The sequence below is a fragment of the Micrococcus sp. iso_239 genome (assembly GCF_056173395.1).
In genome coordinates this window covers 1,387,664-1,403,483 of record NZ_CM149672.1, presented here as the reverse complement: position 1 = coordinate 1,403,483, position 15,820 = coordinate 1,387,664, and the positions used below count along the sequence as shown (strand labels likewise).

The 15,820-nt window shown below is 76.0% G+C and carries 14 protein-coding genes; 9 read left to right on the top strand and 5 right to left on the bottom strand.

The window, feature by feature from the left end:
• Positions 1-9 precede the first annotated feature (9 nt).
• Entirely contained in the window at positions 10-2,616 is a 2,607-nt protein-coding gene (locus AC0VX2_RS06485) for a DNA gyrase/topoisomerase IV subunit A (RefSeq protein WP_036336994.1), read from the bottom strand.
• A 48-nt stretch (positions 2,617-2,664) separates the two neighbouring features.
• Between AC0VX2_RS06485 and AC0VX2_RS06480 the strand changes: the two genes are divergently transcribed.
• The 3 genes from AC0VX2_RS06480 to AC0VX2_RS06470 are packed head-to-tail and all read left to right on the top strand — an operon-like array spanning position 2,665 to position 7,298.
• Complete coding sequence (locus AC0VX2_RS06480) at positions 2,665-5,394, top strand: bifunctional acetate--CoA ligase family protein/GNAT family N-acetyltransferase (RefSeq protein WP_036382814.1); 2,730 nt, start codon at positions 2,665-2,667, stop codon at positions 5,392-5,394.
• Between the two features lie 57 nt (positions 5,395-5,451).
• Positions 5,452-6,120 carry a DUF5998 family protein gene (locus AC0VX2_RS06475; RefSeq protein WP_036382843.1) on the top strand — a complete coding sequence of 223 codons (669 nt, stop codon included), beginning with the start codon at positions 5,452-5,454 and terminating at the stop codon, positions 6,118-6,120.
• On the top strand, positions 6,117-7,298 hold the full coding sequence (locus tag AC0VX2_RS06470) for an alkaline phosphatase family protein (RefSeq protein WP_043279609.1): 1,182 nt from the start codon (positions 6,117-6,119) through the stop codon (positions 7,296-7,298). The genes AC0VX2_RS06475 and AC0VX2_RS06470 overlap by 4 nt, the downstream gene beginning before the upstream one ends.
• 30 nt (positions 7,299-7,328) lie before the next feature.
• Here the strand turns inward: AC0VX2_RS06470 and sepH are convergent, their stop codons facing one another.
• Positions 7,329-8,753, bottom strand: a complete 1,425-nt coding sequence (gene sepH, locus AC0VX2_RS06465) for a septation protein SepH (RefSeq protein ID WP_020625074.1) — start codon at positions 8,751-8,753, stop codon at positions 7,329-7,331.
• Between the two features lie 291 nt (positions 8,754-9,044).
• Here sepH and AC0VX2_RS06460 point away from each other — a divergent pair, with 291 nt between their 5' ends.
• Positions 9,045-9,344, top strand: a complete 300-nt coding sequence (locus AC0VX2_RS06460) for a DUF4193 domain-containing protein (protein WP_002858157.1) — start codon at positions 9,045-9,047, stop codon at positions 9,342-9,344.
• A 19-nt stretch (positions 9,345-9,363) separates the two neighbouring features.
• Here AC0VX2_RS06460 and AC0VX2_RS06455 read toward each other — a convergent pair whose 3' ends face one another.
• Positions 9,364-9,906, bottom strand: a complete 543-nt coding sequence (locus tag AC0VX2_RS06455) for a DUF3093 domain-containing protein (RefSeq protein WP_020625075.1) — start codon at positions 9,904-9,906, stop codon at positions 9,364-9,366.
• Between the two features lie 117 nt (positions 9,907-10,023).
• Between AC0VX2_RS06455 and dut the strand changes: the two genes are divergently transcribed.
• Genes dut through AC0VX2_RS06435 form a run of 4 tightly spaced genes read left to right on the top strand, consistent with a single transcriptional unit; the run spans position 10,024 to position 12,321 of the window.
• Positions 10,024-10,506 (top strand): dUTP diphosphatase, encoded by a 483-nt coding sequence (dut, locus tag AC0VX2_RS06450; RefSeq protein ID WP_020625076.1) that lies wholly within the window; start codon positions 10,024-10,026, stop codon positions 10,504-10,506.
• Positions 10,503-11,279 carry a DUF3710 domain-containing protein gene (locus AC0VX2_RS06445; protein ID WP_020625077.1) on the top strand — a complete coding sequence of 259 codons (777 nt, stop codon included), beginning with the start codon at positions 10,503-10,505 and terminating at the stop codon, positions 11,277-11,279. The genes dut and AC0VX2_RS06445 overlap by 4 nt, the downstream gene beginning before the upstream one ends.
• Positions 11,276-11,593: a single stranded DNA-binding domain-containing protein gene (locus AC0VX2_RS06440; RefSeq protein WP_020625078.1), complete on the top strand. Its 318-nt coding sequence runs from the start codon at positions 11,276-11,278 to the stop codon at positions 11,591-11,593. The genes AC0VX2_RS06445 and AC0VX2_RS06440 overlap by 4 nt, the downstream gene beginning before the upstream one ends.
• Positions 11,594-11,616: 23 nt before the next feature.
• Positions 11,617-12,321, top strand: a complete 705-nt coding sequence (locus tag AC0VX2_RS06435; protein WP_020625079.1) for a DUF3159 domain-containing protein — start codon at positions 11,617-11,619, stop codon at positions 12,319-12,321.
• Here the strand turns inward: AC0VX2_RS06435 and AC0VX2_RS06430 are convergent.
• Complete coding sequence (locus AC0VX2_RS06430) at positions 12,273-12,986, bottom strand: potassium channel family protein (RefSeq protein WP_020625080.1); 714 nt, start codon at positions 12,984-12,986, stop codon at positions 12,273-12,275. The genes AC0VX2_RS06435 and AC0VX2_RS06430 overlap by 49 nt on opposite strands.
• The gene (locus AC0VX2_RS06425; RefSeq protein WP_475432413.1) at positions 12,983-13,684 is read right to left on the bottom strand and encodes a potassium channel family protein; all 702 of its coding nucleotides are present in this window, start codon (positions 13,682-13,684) and stop codon (positions 12,983-12,985) included. Before AC0VX2_RS06425 ends, AC0VX2_RS06430 begins: the two co-directional genes overlap by 4 nt.
• A 134-nt stretch (positions 13,685-13,818) precedes the next feature.
• On the opposite strand from AC0VX2_RS06425, the gene AC0VX2_RS06420 reads away from it, so the two are divergent.
• Positions 13,819-15,771, top strand: a complete 1,953-nt coding sequence (locus AC0VX2_RS06420; RefSeq protein ID WP_036382845.1) for an APC family permease — start codon at positions 13,819-13,821, stop codon at positions 15,769-15,771.
• The last annotated feature ends 49 nt before the right edge of the window (positions 15,772-15,820 follow it).

Genomic DNA, 15,820 nt, shown 5'->3' with positions numbered 1-15,820 from the left:
GCCCCCTGATCAGTCCGCGGACACGGCCACGGCGTCGTCCTCGGCGGGCGGGGCCGAGACGAGGTCGGGGGAGGCGCCGGCACCGACGGCCTCGATGCGCTGGTCCACGGGCACGCCCGAGCCGTCCCGACGCCCGTACTCGATCGGCAGCGCGCGGGCCACCCCGGCCCGCGAGGCCGCGAGCGCGGGCGCAGCGCCGATCCAGCCGAGCTCGAGGCCGCTCTCGCCCTTGAGCAGCCGGTGGGCGCGCACGCCGCCGGTGCCGCGGCCCTTGGCCGGATACTCCCCGAGCGGCGTGACCTTGACGGAGCCCGGGGCGGAGCCGAGCACGTCCGCCTCGCCGTCCGTCACGGTCACCACGACGGCGGGCCGTGGGTGGGCGGCGGCGTCCGCACCGGTCTCGGTGAGGGAGGCGGCGGGGGCCACCCCGAACGCGAGCACCGTGTCCCCGGCGGCCAGCCGGATGCCCGCGACACCGCCGCCGGCCGGGCCCTGGGGGCGCACGGCGGAGGCGGCGTAGCGCAGCAGCTGGCCGGTGCGGGTGAGGAAGACGAGCTGGTCGGCCTCGTCCGGGGCGGGGGCGGCGCCGACCACCGCATCGCCGTCCTTCAGGGCGACGGCGTCGACGACCTGGCGGTTCAGGGGCCATTCCGGCCGGACGCGCTTGACGACCCCGTGGGCGGTGCCCAGCGCCAGGACGGCGTCCAGGGGGACCAGGGCCACGAGCGTCTCGCCCTTGGCCAGGGGCACCAGCTCCGCGGCGGGGACGGCCGCGGTCATCGCGGGGGCCGCGGACGGCTCGCCGGCCACCGGCAGGTCGACCGCCTGGAGGCGGTGCAGCGCGCCGGCGGAGGTGAGGGCCCCGATCTCACCGCGGGCCGTCGTCGGGACCACGGAGGCGAAGGCGTCGTGCTTGCGGCGCCGGCCCTGCGGGGCGATCGGCGTGCGGTCCGCGGTGCGCAGCAGGCGTCCGGAGGTGGAGAGCAGGGCCCAGCACGCCGTGTCCGGGACCATCAGGTCCGCCCCGGCCTCCGCGGCGCCGGCGGGGGTGGGCCCGGACGGTGCGGGCCCGGCGGCGGGGGCCGCGGCGGTCTCGGCCTCGAGCAGGACCGTGCGCCGGTCGTCGCCGTGCTCGTCGGCGACGGCCTGCAGCTCGGCCGAGACCACCTCGCGCAGCCGCGCGTCGGAGGCGAGGATCGCCTCGAGCTCGGCGATCGCGGCCTGCAGCTCGTCGCGCTCGGCCTCCAGCTCGATGCGGGAGAATCTCGTCAGCTGGCGCAGCCGCAGCTCCAGGATGTGGTCGGCCTGCACCTGGGTGAGGTCGAAGACGCCCATGAGGCGGGTGCGCGCGGCCGTGGTGTCGTCCGAGGAACGGATGATCTCGATGACCTCGTCGATGTCCACGAGCGCCAGCAGCAGGCCCTCGACGAGGTGGAGGCGGTCGCGGTGCTTGCCGAGGCGGTGCCCGGTGCGGCGCCGCACCACGTCCAGACGGTGGTCCACGTAGACCCGCAGCAGGGGCAGCAGGCCCAGGGTCTGCGGCTGGCCGTCGACGAGCGCGACGTTGTTGATCCCGAACGTCTCCTCGAGCGGGGTGTGCCGGTACAGGGCGGCCAGCACGGCCTGGGGGTTGAACCCGGACTTGAGCTCGATCTGCAGGCGCAGCCCGTTCTTGCGGTCCGTCAGGTCCACGACGTCGGCGATGCCGCTGAGCTTCTTCGCGTCGACGCCGGCCTTGATCCGCTCGATGACCTTCTCGGGGCCCACGCCGTACGGCAGCTCGGTGACGACCAGGCCGGTGCGCCGCGCGGAGACCTGCTCCACGGCGACGGCGGCCCGCATGCGGAACGTGCCGCGGCCGGTCGCGTAGGCGTCGCGGACGCCGTCGAGCCCCACGATCCGGCCGCCCGAGGGGAGGTCGGGGCCGGGGATGTGGGCCATGATCGCCTCGAGGTCCGCCTCGGGGTCCGCGAGCAGGTGGCGCGCGCCCGCCACGACCTCGCGCAGGTTGTGCGGGGCCATGTTCGTGGCCATGCCGACGGCGATGCCGGTGGTGCCGTTGACGAGCAGGTTGGGGTAGGCGGCGGGCAGCACGGCCGGCTGCTGGAGCTGGTTGTCGTAGTTGGGGACGAAGTCCACGGTGCCCTCGTCGAGGTCCGCGGTGAGCGCCAGGGCGGCCGGGGCCATGCGGGCCTCCGTGTAGCGCGGGGCCGCGGGGCCGTCGTCGAGCGAGCCGAAGTTGCCGTGCCCGTCCACCACGGGCAGGCGCAGGGAGAACGGCTGGGCGAGGCGGACCATCGCGTCGTAGATCGCGGCGTCGCCGTGGGGGTGCAGCTTGCCCATCACCTCGCCCACCACACGGGCGGACTTCACGTGGCCGCGGTCCGGGCGCAGGCCCATGCGGGACATCATGTAGAGGATGCGCCGCTGCACCGGCTTGAGGCCGTCGCGCGCGTCCGGCAGGGCGCGCGAGTAGATCACCGAGTAGGCGTACTCGAGGAAGGACGCCTCCATCTCCTCGGAGACGTCGACGTCGACGATGTTCTCCTGCTCCAGCGGCAGCGGGCGCGGGGCGTCCTGCTCGGCGGGGCGGGAACGGGATGAACGGGCCATCATGGTGGTCGGGGAGTCCTCACGGCGTCGGGGATTGTCTACAGTGATCCTATGGGTGAGACCGAAGCCGTCCGCGGATATCCCTCCCACTGGGAGGCCGATGTGGTGCTCCGTGACGGTGCGACGGCCCACCTGCGGCCCATCTCGCCCGAGGACGCCGCCGAGCTGCAGCGCATGCACGCCGGGCAGTCCGAGAACTCCATCTACCTGCGCTACTTCACGTACAAGTCCGAGCTGAGCGCCAAGGACCTGGACCGGTTCACCCACGTGGACCACCGGGACCGGGTGGCGTTCGTGATCACCCGCGGCGGCCGACTGCTCGGCGTGGGCCGCTACGACCGCTACGGGGACTCCGACGCCGCGGAGGTCGCCTTCAACATCTCCGACGCCGCGCAGGGCCGCGGACTGGGCTCCATCCTCATGGAGCACCTCGCCGTGGCCGCCCGCGAGAACGGCATCCGCCGCTTCACCGCCGAGGTCCTGCCCGAGAACCGCAAGATGCTCTCGGTGTTCCAGGAGTCCGGCTTCGAGGTGACTCGCCGCTTCGAGGACGGCGTCGTGGCCGTCGAGTTCCCCATCGACCCCACCGCCCGGTGGCGCGCCGTCGTCGAGTCCCGCGAGCACCGCGCCGAGTCCCGCAGCGTCGCCGAGCTGGTCGAGCCCGCGTCCGTGGCCGTCGTCGGCGCCTCCCGCGATCCGCAGGCCGTCGGCTCGCTCGTGCTGCGCCACGTCCTCGAGGCGGGCTTCACGGGAGCCGTCCACGCCGTGAACCGCGCCGCCGAGGACGTCCAGGGCCTCACCGCCCACCGCTCCCTGGCCGACATCGGCGAGCCGGTCGACCTCGTCGTCGTCGCTGTGCCCGCCGACGAGGTCGAGGCCCTCATCCCCGAGGCCGCCGCGGCCGGGGCCCAGGGCCTCGTGGTCCTCACCTCGGGCTACGCCGACGCCGGCGCCGAGGGGCTCGAGGCCCAGCGCCGCCTGGTCTCCCTCGCCCGCGCCCACGGCATGCGCGTGATCGGCCCGGCCTCGGCCGGCCTGGTCCGCACCGACCCCGCGATCCGCCTCAACGCCTCCCCGTCCCCGGGCCTGGCCCAGCGCGGCCCCGTCGGGCTGTTCAGCCAGTCCGGCGCCGTCGGCGCCATGGTCTCCGCCGGCGTCAAGCGCCGCGGGGTGGGGATCTCCACCTCGATCAGCGCCGGCAACCGTGCGGACGTCTCGGGCAACGACGCCATGCAGTTCTTCGAGGCGGACCCCCACACCGCCGCCGTCGGTGTGTACCTCGAGTCGTTCGGCAACCCACGCAAGTTCTCCCGCATCGCCCGGCGGCTCTCCCGCACCAAGCCCGTCGTGGTGGTCCGCTCCGACGTCACCGGGCGCTTCCTGCCCCCGGGCCACGAGACCCGCACCACCCAGGCCCCCGAGGGCACCGTGGACTCGATGCTCGACCAGACCGGCGTGCTCGAGGCCCACACGCACGAGGCCATGCTCGACATCCTCATGGCCGTGGCCAGCCAGCCGCTGCCCACGGGCCACCGCGTCGTCCTCGTGGCCGACTCCCTCGCCCTGGACCGGCTGGGCCGCGACGCCGCGGCCGAGGCCGGGCTGGAGGTCACGGCCACCGTCGGCCTCGTCGGCAGCGAGCAGGGCATCGCCCCGCCCGCCGAGACGCTGGTCTCCGCCGTCCGGGACGCCGTCCGCCACGAGCAGGCCGACGCCGTCGTGGTGCTGGCCCGCCTCGGCCTGCACCAGGCGGACGACGAGCCGGAGCGACTGGCCCACGCCCTCGCCGACGCGACCCGGGACGCCCGCATCCCCGTGCTCGGCTGCCTGACCGACGTCGTCTCCCCGCGCTACCGCGGGGCCACGCTCGGCGCCGCCGGTCCCGTCGACGACGACGCCGAGCCCGGCTCCCTGCAGCCCGGTCTGCCCTTCTACCCGTCGCCGCAGCAGGCCATGACCGTGCTCGGCGCGCTCGCGGACTACGTCCACTGGCGCCGCCAGGAGGTCGGCGAGCCGCTCGAGCCGACCGGCCTGCACCCGCACGAGGCCGAGGAGCTCGTGGAGGCGGCCGCCGCGCGTGCCGAGGGCACCGAACTCGTCCGGCTCTCCGACGAGGAGACCGAGACGCTGCTGGGCCACTACGGGATCACCGTGCTGCCCTCGGCCCGGTTCGAGACCGCCGACGAGGCCGTGGCGGCCGCCGAGCGGCTCGGCTTCCCCGTGGCGCTCAAGGCCGTGGACCCCCACCTGCGGCACCGACTCGACCTGGGCGGCGTCCGCCTGAACGTGGTGGACGCCGACTCCCTGCGCCGCAACGTCGAGCACATGCGCCGTCTGCTCGCGCCGTTCGGCGTGCGCGAGCTCGAGGTCCAGGCCATGGCCCCCGCCGGCCAGGCCTGCATGCTCACGGCGCTCGAGGACCCGCTGCTGGGCCCCGTGGTCTCCTTCGGCATCGCCGGCGACGCCACGGACCTGCTGGGGGACTGGGTGCACCGCGTGCCCCCGCTCACGGACCGGGACGTGGCCCGCATGGTCCGCGCCCCCCGCGCCGCCGTGAAGCTGCGCGGCACCGGCGGGGTGCCCTCCGTCAACCTCGCCGCGCTGGAGGACCTCGTGGGCCGCGTCAGCGTCCTCAAGGACGACCTGCCGCAGGTCGCCCGCCTGCGCTTCGCGCCCGTGCTGGCCGCCCCCGAGGGCGTGACGGTGCTGCAGGCCGAGGTGCACGTCGCCAACGCGGCCCGCCGCACCGACTCGGCCCGGCGCGCGCTGCGCGGCCGCTGACCGGGCCGTCCACAGCGGGCCCGGACGGCCCGGCACCGGACCCGTAGCATGGGGGACATGAGCCCGTTCCGCAGGAGTCACGAGCCCGGCCGTCCCGACCACCGCCCCGACGCCCCCGAGGCCGAGGGCCGGCAGCGCGAGGCCCGCACCCTGGACGGCAGCGGCGGCCTCGACGCCTCGCTCGTCCGCGCCGGCTTCTACCCGGACCTCGTGGCGCACGCCATCGCCGTCGAGCTCGAAGGCCGCACCCCGGACGCGCACCTCGTCCACGTGGACACGCACTTCGACTACGAGGAGATCCACCGGCACATCACGGCCCTCGTGCTCGCCGGGGACACCCTGCTGGCCGTCCACCTCGACGACCACGCCGCCGACCCGGCCGGCCAGGCGGTCCTCGCCCAGGTCTCCACCGAGATGGTCCCGGTCCGCGCCCTCGGCTCCGTGGTCCTGACCACCGGCCACGCCGACCCCGCCCGCTTCCGGCCGTCCGACCCCGTGGCCGAGATGACCCTCGGGCTGATGTGGGCCGGAGGCCAGCGACTGGACCTGCAGCCCGCCGGCTGCGCCGACCCCCAGTGCGACCTCGACCACGGCTACACCGGCACCGCCACCCGCGAGGACCTCGTGATCCGCGTCGCCGCCGACGCCGACGGGCAGGGGGCCGTCGACGGCGCCCTGGCCTTCGCCCGGGCCCTGCGCCGCGCCCACCTGGCGGCCACCACGTGACGGGGCCCGCCCTCCCCGCGGGCGTGGTCCCCGCCGACCGTGCCCTGCGCTCCGTCCTGACCTCCGCCGCGGCCGCCCTCGGTGTCCCGGGCTGTGAGAACGCGCTCGCGGTCCCGGCGGGCCGCCGCGTGGTCGTCGCCCTGGTGGACGGCCTCGGACGGTCCCTGCTGAAGCGCTTCGGCGGCCACGCCCCCACGCTGCGCTCGGCGATGGCCGACGGCGGCCGCGTCCTCGAGGTGGCCGTGCCCACCACGACGGCCGCCTCCCTCACGAGCCTGGGCACCGGGCTGGACGTCGGGGAGCACGGCGTGGCCGGCTACGACGTGCTCGACCCGGACCGGGACGTGGTGATCAATCAGCTGGGCGGCTGGGACGAGGCCACCGACCCGGTGGGGTGGCAGCCGAAGCCCACCGTGTTCGAGCGCGCCGCCGCGGCCGGCGTGGACGCCGTCACGGTCTCGCTGCCCGCCTTCGAGCGTTCGGCCCTGACACGGGCGGGGCTGCGTGGCGGCCGGTTCGTGGCCGGTCGCACCCTGATCGCCCGCGCCCAGGCCGCCGAACGCGTGATGAAGGACGCGCGCGTGCCCACGCTCGTCTACTTCTACGTCAACGAGCTGGACAAGGCCGGCCACCGGGACGGCGTGGGCTCGGAACGGTGGCTGCACGCCCTCGAGGAGATCGACGCGGCGGTGCGGCGCCTGGTGGACCGCGTGCCCGCCGGGACGGTGGTGCTCGCCACCGGCGACCACGGCATGGTCGACGTGCCGCCGTCGCGCCGCGTGGACTACGCCGCCCTGGACGAGGCCGGGGAGCTCGCCGACCCCGCGCTGCTCGAGGGGATCGCGCACACCGCGGGGGAGCCCCGCCTCGTGCAGCTGCACTTCCGGTCCGACGCGGGTCCGGACGTGCGCGCGAGGGTGCGGCGCACCTGGGCCGAGCGCTACGGGGCGCACGCGTGGGTGCTCACGCGGGACGAGGCCGTCGACGCCGGCTGGTTCGGCGCCGTCGTCGAGGACCGGGTCCGTGCCCGCATCGGGGATCTGCTCGTCGCCGTGCACGGGGATCTGGCCCTCTACGACGGCCGGCGGGTGCCCCCGCACGCCTTCGAGATGGTGGGCCAGCACGGCGCGCCCACGCGCGCCGAGCGGGAGGTCCCGCTGCTCACCTGGCACCGCTGAGCCCGCCCCGCGGCCGGGGCCGGGCCGGGGTCAGTCGCCCTTGCGGCCGAAGACGATCTCGTCCCAGCTGGGCACGGACGCGCGGCGAGCGGCCGAGCGGGCCCGGGGGCGCGGCGTGACGGTCGGCATGGCAGGGCGCGCGGCACGCTCGCGAGGCGCGGGCTCCGCCCCCTCGTCCTCGACACCCGCGTCCGCGACGTCTGCGGCAGTGTCCTCGGCGCGGTCGGTCTCGGCGGCCGGTTCCGGCGCGTCGACGACCGGGGCGTCGTCGGCGGTCGTCAGGGCCCCCTCGGCGTCGACCGGGGCGAGCCGCTCGGGCGCCTGGGCGGCCTCGCGCCGACTCCGGTCCTGGTGCTCGCGAGCGATCAGGTGCGCGAGCGCGTCGTCCGACTCCAGGTCCGCGCCCACACGCTGACCCCGGCGCACCCGCAGGATCTCCAGCAGATCGGCGTCGCGGTCGGCGGCCGGGGAGTGCGCACCCGCGGGGGTCACGGCGTCCTCGGCGTCCACGTCGTCCGTCACCGGTTCGGCCGCGGGGGCGCGGGGGACCAGGTCCCAGGCCTCCGCCTCGGACAGGGCGCGGGCCCAGGCGTTCTCGGGTTCGAGGTGGCGTCCGGCCGGGCGGAACGTCCAGAGCGCCGGCGGCTCCTCGCGGGTGGGCAGACTCCTCGCACCGGCCACGGCGAACCGGGCGGCCACGGTCCAGCCGGCCTGGTCCTCGCGCCACGCGTCCCACTCGAGGCTCGCCTCGTCCACGCCCAGCTCGGCGAGCCGGTGCGCGGCGAGCTCGCCGAGCGTGGTGGGGCCGCCGTCCTGGACGAGGTCCGAGTAGAGGTCGGGCCCGCCGACCCAGACCTCGACGGCGCGGGCCTGCCGGGCGATCCAGTCGCGCTCGGCCAAGACGGGGTGACCGTAGGTGCGGATGCGCGAGAACGCGTTCCCGCTCTCCCGGGCCACCTGCTCCACGGAGGCGCCCGCACGGATGCGCTGCTGGATCTCCCGGGGGGTGAGGGGCACGGCCTCCTGGGTCGCGGCGGCCTTGACGGACTCCTGGTCGGTCAGCGGCGCCGGGGTCGGTCCGTCCGCGGTCGAGTCGTCGGCCACGGGCCGCGGGTCGATCCGCGGGGTGAGCGCGAGGTCCTCGTCCGGCCGGGCCGGGCCGGAGGGCGCCTCGGGAGCCCGCTCGTCCTCCGCCGCGGCATCGTCGGCGTGCGTCGCCGCGTCCACCGGTCCCTCGGCGTCCTCGTCGTCCGCCCCGGGGACGTCCATCTCCGTCATGTCGTGCCAGGCCGCGGGGCCGTCCTCGGCCGGTCGCCCGTCCTCGGGCGCGGCGCCCTCGATGACCAGCCGGCGCAGATAGGGGGAGAGGGGGAGCGTGTGCTCCTCGCCCTCGGGCCCCGACAGGCGCAGCGCGTCGCCGTCCTCGGTGGGTCCGGTCAGTCGCAGCTCTGCCATGGCGGTGGTCCCTCCCACATCGTGTTCTGGTCACCGGGCATGCGGACGCCCGGCCGGGCATGCCCCGATCCTAGCCGCCGTGCCGCAGACCACGGCCCGGGCGAGGGACGAGCGCCCGCGCGAATCCGCCCTGGGCGAGCGTGCCCGACAACATTTGGCACGGGTTCGGGCATGGTGCACAATCTACGCGCAACGGCGCAGGCCGGTGACGCGTGGTCCGCCCACGACGCCGCCCGCGCAGTGCCGGCACCGGTCCCGGTGCCGTCCCCCACCAGCGGAGCGTGAAACCCCATGGCCACTGACTACGACGCCCCTCGCAAGAACGAGGAAGAGCTGAGCCAGAACTCCATCGAGGAGCTGAAGGCACGGCGCACGGACACCCAGTCCGCCGTCGTGGACGAGGACGAAGCGGAGGCCGCCGAGGGGTTCGAGCTGCCCGGCGCCGACCTCTCGGGTGAAGAGCTGATGGTGCGGGTGCTGCCCGCCCAGTCGGATGAGTTCACCTGCGCCTCCTGCTTCCTGGTCCGCCATCGCTCGCAGGCCGCGCGTGAGAAGAACGGCCTGATCTACTGCACCGACTGCGAGGGCTGAGCCCCCGCCGCCGGGGCGGTCAGCGGCCCTCGGCCGTCCCCTCCTGCCGGGCCATGGTCCCGCCGAGGGCCGCGACCAGCTCCTCCGGACGCCGGGTGCTGGTCAGCCAGTAGGGTGTGCGGTCGCGCTCGTCGGTCAGCTGGATCCGCACGACGGGCGCGATCCAGCCGCGCACGTTCACGAAGGCCAGCCCGTGCAGCAGCGGGCCGCGCTGGGCCCGGGCGTCCTCGCCGCGATACCCCGTGACCTGACCGACGTGGTGCCGTTCGATGCTGGCGCGGCCCACCTGGAGGGTGCGTTCGCGCACCACGATGCGCGGGGTGGTGGCCACCAGGATCAGGACCTCGACGGCGAAGAACGCGACGGCGGCCGCGATGCCCACCCCGAGGTCGATCGGCGCGAACACGAGTATCGTCAGCGCCGCCAGCATGAGCGCCACGGCCCAGACCCCCGGGGAGGGCGTCAACCGCTCCTCGAACAGGACCGGATCGGGTCCCGCCGCGGCGCCCCCGGGGGCGCGGCGGGAGGCATCGGCGACGGGGTGCTGCTGGGGATCACGCATGGGTCCCAGCTTCCCACATCCGGACTCCGGTCCCGCCGCGCGGCACCGGCGAGGGCGCCCGCCCGGCCGCCTCGACGCGGCCCCGGGCCGACGGGTGCTCGTGTAGGGTCGGGCCTCGTGACCGACTCCGCCGAGCTGCCCGTGCCCCTGCACGCCCTCGATCCGGGCCTGGCCCCGCCCGCCTACGCGCAGCCGGGCGACGCGGGCGCGGACCTGCGCACCGCCGTCGACGTGACCCTGGCCCCGGGAGAGCGCGCCCTCGTGCCGACCGGCGTGGCGCTGGCCATCCCGGAGGGCCACGCGGGGTTCGTGCACCCCCGCTCGGGCCTCGCGGTCCGCCACGGCCTGAGCGTCGTCAACGCCCCCGGCACCATCGACGCCGGCTACCGCGGCGAGATCAAGGTGCCCCTGATCAACCTGGACCCGACGGAGCCGATCGTGCTGCGCCGCGGCGACCGGATCGCCCAGCTCGTGCTGCAGCCGGTCGTGCGGGCCCGCTTCGAGCCCGTGGACGCGCTGCCCGACTCCGAGCGCGGGGCCGGCGGCTTCGGCTCGACCGGCGGCTTCACCGCCGACAACACCCCTGGGAGGACGTCGTGATCTTCGGACGCAACCGCACCGTGCGCCACGAGCAGGTCAGCCTGCCGGCCGAGCTGCTGGAGGAGCGCGACCTTGAGATCGCCGCCGCGCCGGAGGCAGCCGACGTCGGTCCGCACGACGTCGCCACCCGCCCGGATCCCGCCGGCATGATCGACCTGGGGTCGCTGCGCCTGCGGGCGGTCCAGGGCATGAAGCTGCGCCTCGACGTCGAGGACGCGACGAAGCGGATCGTCGCCGCCACCGTCAGCCTCGGCCGCTCGGCGCTGCAGGTCCAGGCGTTCAGCGCCCCGCGCCGCACGGGCCTGTGGGACGACCTGCGCGCCGAGCTGCACGACTCCCTGTCGACCACCGCCCACGCGACCGTGCAGGAGCAGACCGGCCGCTTCGGCATCGAGATCCTCACGCGCGTGCCGGCGGCGCTGCCGGACGGCTCGCCGGGGTGGAACGTCGCCCGGTTCGTGGGCGTGGACGGTCCGCGCTGGTTCGTCCGCGGCGTGTTCCACGGCGAGGCCGCCTTCCAGCCGGAGGCCGCCGAGCCGCTGGAACAGGTGTTCTCCGACCTGGTCGTGGTGCGGGGCGACGAGCCGCTCCCGCCGCGCGAGCTGCTGCCCCTGCGTCCGCCTCCCAACGCGCGCCCGCTGCAGCGTCGCCGCCCGGCCCCGGACGAGGGCCGGGACGTGCTCGCGGACACCGCCACCGGCCCGGGGGACGGCGCGGCACCGGAGGCCACCGCGCTGCCCGAGCGCGGTCCGGAGATCACGGAGACCCGGTGAGCCCCGCCGTCGCAGCCCGCCCGACCGGCGCCGCGGGCCGCATCGAGCGCCGCGGCGTCATCGCCTCCGTCACACTGCCCGGCGCGGACGAGGCGACCGTCTTCCGCGCGGTCTTGGCCGACCGCCTGCCCGCGCCCGGGAGCATGGCGCCCGCGGAGACGCTGCAGCTGGTCTGGCACGGGCGGCGCCGCGTGCCCGGTGTCATGCCGGGGGAGTGGCTGACGGTCCGCGGCCGCGTCACCCAGATGGACGGCGTGCCCACCCTGCACAACCCCGAGTTCGACCTGGTCGACGCGCCCGAGGCCACGCGCTGAGCACGGCCCCGAGAGGAGAGCCCATGACCGAGCCGCGTGGCCCCGTCACCGCCGCCCCGGACGGGGCCGGCCCCCTGCCGTCTCGAGCCCGCCTGGACGAGCGCGGCCGCCTCGACGCGCTGGGCAGCGTCGGTGGCTGGCGCGGCATCGTCGAGGCCTCCCTGCCCACCCTCGTCTACATGGTCGGCTACGTCGCCACCCAGCAGGTGTGGCCCTCCGGCGTGGCGGCCGTCGCGGTCGCACTCGTGCTGGGCGTCGCGCGCCTCGTCCAGCGCCAGTCGCCGGTCCAGGTGCTGGCCGGCCTCGCCGTCGTCGTCCTGTCCGTCGTGGTCTCCCTGACCACCGGCCAGGCCCGCGACTACTACCTGTGGGGCTTCGTCACCAACGCCGCCTACGGCCTCGCGTTCGCGGTGTCCGTCCTCGTGGGCTGGCCCGCGGCGGGCCTGGTGCTCGGCCTCGTGCGCGCCGAGGGCACCCGCTGGCGGGCCCACCGGCGTCGGCGCCGCGCCTACGCCGCGGCCACCTGGATCCTCGTGGCCGTGTTCGCGCTGCGCCTGGCGGTGCAGGTGCCCCTCTACCTCGGGGACGCCGTCACCGCGCTCGGGGTGGCCCGCCTGGTGATGGGCCTGCCGCTCTATGCCCTGGGGCTCTGGCTCGCCTGGTCCGTCAGCTCGCCCGGTCAGGACGACGGCGTGCCGGCGGACTCCGCCGCCTCCGAGCGTCCCTGAGCGCGGCCCTCGCCGACGAGGAGGCGACGCAGGGCCGGCTCGGCGGAGCCGGCGGCCAGGAAGAAGAGCTCGTCGCCCACCTCCAGGACCTCGTCCGCCGACGCCTGCCGGGGGGCGCCGTCGCGCACGACCGCCACGAGCGGAGCCTCCTGCGGCCAGGACACGGTGCCGATGCGCCGGCCCTCGAGCCAGTGCTTTGCCGGGACCCGGAACTCGGACAGCGCCGCGCCGCCGGCCTCCAGCCTGAGCAGGCGCACGAGGTCCCCGGTCTCCACGGCCTCCTCCACGAGCGCCGTCATGATCGAGGGGGTGGACACGGCCACGTCCACGCCCCACGACTCGTCGAAGAGCCAGTCGTTGAGCGGGTTGTTGACGCGAGCCACGGTGCGGCCGACGCCGAACTCCGAGCGGCTCAGCAGGGAGCACACGAGGTTGACCCGGTCGTCGCCGGTCGCCGCGACGAGCACGTCCGCCTCCAGGGCGCCGCACTGCTCGAGCACGGTCAGGTCGCACGCATCCCCGAGGACGAGGCGTGCGCCGCCGACGTCGGCCTTGCGGGCCGCGTCCGTGCGCGCCTCGACGACGACCACCTCGTGGCCGTGCGCGTGCAGCTCCCGCGCGATGGAGGCGCCCACGGCGCCGGCTCCGGCGATGACGGCCCTCATGCCCGTCCCTCCTCGTCCTCGTCCGTGCCGTCCGGCACGCGTGCCTCGCCCTGCAGGGCGGCCTCCACCTGGTCCCGGCGGTCCACCGGGTAGACGGCGTGCAGCACGTCGCCCTCCTGCAGGCGGTCGCCCGGCCGGGGCAGCTGGCCGTCGCCGAGCCGGGTGAGGTAGGCGATGCGCATCCCCACCGTGGACTCGACGTCGGTCAGCCAACGGCCCCACCACGAAGAGTGGGGGACCAGCTCGGTCACGAGCAGCCGGCCGGAGGCGTCGCGGTGCTCCGCGTCGGCGGTGCCGGCCGGCAGCAGCCGGTGCAGCACCTGGTCGGCCGTCCACTGGATCGAGGCGACCGTGGGGATGCCGAGGCGCTGGTACAGCCGGGCCCGGTCGGCGTCGTAGATGCGCGCCACCACGTGGTCCACGTGGAAGGTCTCGCGGGCCACGCGGGCGGCGATGATGTTCGTGTTGTCGTCCGCGGTCACGGCCGCCAGGCCCTGCGCGCGGTCGATGCCGGCGGCGAGCAGCGCGGAGCGGTCGAAGCCCACGCCGGCCACGAGCTCGCCGGAGAAGCCGGGGGCCAGCCCCTCCACGGTCCGCGGGTCGCGGTCCACGAGGGCGACGCCGTGACCGGCCGCGTCCAGCGCGGCCGCCAACCGGGTGCCCACCCGTCCGCCGCCGACGATCACGTAGTGGGCCATGCCCGTCCCTGCCTCTCGTGCGGTGCTCCGTGCGCCGGGGAGCCAACGCGCGCTCCATCCTCGCATCCGGCGGGCACGTCCGGGAGCATCCGCGTCGCCGCGGCGTCCGGGCCCGGCGGGGGTACCGTGGTGCGGTGGCCACGCTGTCCTCCCTCCTGCGCCGCGGCCTCCTCGGTCGCCCCGTGACGTCGCACGCCGCCGACGAGCCCCGCATGAACCGGTGGCGGGCGCTGCCCGTGACGTCGTCGAACGCCCTGTCCTCCCTCGCCTACGCCCCGGACGAGGTCATCCTCACCCTGGTCGCGGCCGGCACGTCCGCGCTCGCGCTCGGACCCGCCGTCGGCTGGGCCGTCGTCGCGGTGATGCTGCTCATCGTCGTGTCCTTCCGCGCCGCGGTCGCCGCCGTTCCGCACGGCGGCATCTATCACATGGCCGGCATGAAGCTGGGCCCGAGGGCCGGCGTCGTCGCCTCGGCCGCGCTCCTGCTGGACTTCGTGTTCACCGCCGCGGTCTCCGTGGCCGCCTTCGCCCACTTCGTGGCGGCGCTGGCCCCCGGACTCACCGTCGGCAGCCGCGTGCTGGTGGCCTCGGCCGCGCTCGTGGGCGTACTGCTGGCCGCGCTCCGCGGGGTGCGGCTGTCCCGGTGGGTGCTGCCCGTGCTCGTGAGCGTGTTCGTCGCCCTGACCGCGCTGCTCGTCCTGGCGGGCCTGTGGCAGGAGGGCCGTGGGCTGCTCGGCGCGGCGCCGACGGCCGGCTGGACGCAGGAGGGCGCCGGGGTCGGCGGGACCGTCGGCACCGTGGCGACGGCGCTGCTCGCCCTGCGCGCGTTCAGCGCGGGATCGGTGCTGCTCACCGGCGTCGAGGTGCCGGTCTCGAGCACCCGCCTGATGGCCCGGCCGGCCGTGCCCACGGTGCGGTGGGTGCTCACCGTGATGGCCCTCACCCTCGGCGCGCTGACCGTGGGCGTCATGCACCTGGCCCAGCGCACCGGCGTCGTCGTCGGGCTGGAGCTGGAGAACCTCCGGGACGCCGCGGGTGCCGAGGTCACGCCCGACCGCGCCCCCGCCCCCGTGCTCGCCCAGCTCGCGGACACCGTGTACGGCCCGGGCAGCATCCTGTCCGTCGCCACCATCGCGGCCACCGCCCTGCTCCTGCTGTTCGCGGCCAAGTCGGCGTTCCGCTCGTTCCCCGCCCTGGCCGCGCGCGTGGCCGAGGACGGCTACCTGCCCCGGCAGCTGAGGGTCCGCAGCGACCGGCTGGTGCACACGTGGAGCGTCCTCGGGATGGGGGCCGTGGCCCTCTCGCTCGTGCTGTTCTTCGAGGCCCGGACCGCCCTGCTCGTGCAGCTCTACGTCATCGGCGTGCTGCTGGCCTTCACGCTCGCGCAGGCCGGCATGCTGCGGCTGTGGCGCCGCCGGCTCGTGCACACACCGGGCGCCCGGGCCCGCGCGGCCGTCCGGCTGCGCCTGATCATCACGGCGGTGGCCTGGGTGGTCACGGCGCTGGCGGGCGTCGTCGTCCTGGTCACCCGCTTCACGCAGGGCGCGTGGGTGGCGCTGCTGGCGATCGTGCTCGGCTCGCTGGTTATGGGGCGGATCCGCCGCCACTACGCGGACGTGGACCGCGAGCTCGCACCGGACCCCCAGGACGACGCGCGGGCCCTGCCCTCGCGGGTCCACGTGGTGGTCGTCGTGACCACGCTGGACCGGCCGGCGCTGCGGGCGCTGGCCTACGCCCGCGCGTCGCGGCCGTCCTCCCTCGAGGCCGTCGTCGTGGACGCCGAGCGCGCCGCCACCCTGGAGGTGATCGACGCCTGGGAGCGTGCCGGCCTGCCGATGTCGCTCACCGTGATCGCCTCGCCCTACCGCGACACGGTGGCCCCCCTGGTGCGGCATGTGCGCGAGCACCGACGCCGCTCCCCGCGGGACCTGACCATGGTGTTCATCCCGGAGTACGTGGTCCGGCCGGGCTGGCGCACGCTCCTGCACAACCGGACCGCCACCCGCCAGACGCGGCGACTGCAGCGGGAGCCGGGCGTGATGGTGGGCTCGGTGCCGTGGCAGGTCCACGAGGGCCAGGGCTCTTGACCGCCCCGGCGCCCCCGGGGAGCGGCGGATGACGCCGTCCGACGGCGCG

Bases quoted from the DNA above. Each gene is read 5' to 3' on its own strand.
- AC0VX2_RS06485 (WP_036336994.1), bottom strand. From the start codon at position 2,616: ATGATGGCCCGTTCATCCCGTTCCCGCCCCGCCGAGCAGGACGCCCCG.
- AC0VX2_RS06475 (WP_036382843.1), top strand. From the start codon at position 5,452: ATGAGCCCGTTCCGCAGGAGTCACGAGCCCGGCCGTCCCGACCACCGC.
- AC0VX2_RS06425 (WP_475432413.1), bottom strand. From the start codon at position 13,684: ATGGCCCACTACGTGATCGTCGGCGGCGGACGGGTGGGCACCCGGTTG.
- sepH (WP_020625074.1), bottom strand. From the start codon at position 8,753: ATGGCAGAGCTGCGACTGACCGGACCCACCGAGGACGGCGACGCGCTG.
- AC0VX2_RS06455 (WP_020625075.1), bottom strand. From the start codon at position 9,906: ATGCGTGATCCCCAGCAGCACCCCGTCGCCGATGCCTCCCGCCGCGCC.
- AC0VX2_RS06430 (WP_020625080.1), bottom strand. From the start codon at position 12,986: ATGAGGGCCGTCATCGCCGGAGCCGGCGCCGTGGGCGCCTCCATCGCG.
- AC0VX2_RS06435 (WP_020625079.1), top strand. From the start codon at position 11,617: ATGACCGAGCCGCGTGGCCCCGTCACCGCCGCCCCGGACGGGGCCGGC.
- AC0VX2_RS06460 (WP_002858157.1), top strand. From the start codon at position 9,045: ATGGCCACTGACTACGACGCCCCTCGCAAGAACGAGGAAGAGCTGAGC.
- AC0VX2_RS06480 (WP_036382814.1), top strand. From the start codon at position 2,665: ATGGGTGAGACCGAAGCCGTCCGCGGATATCCCTCCCACTGGGAGGCC.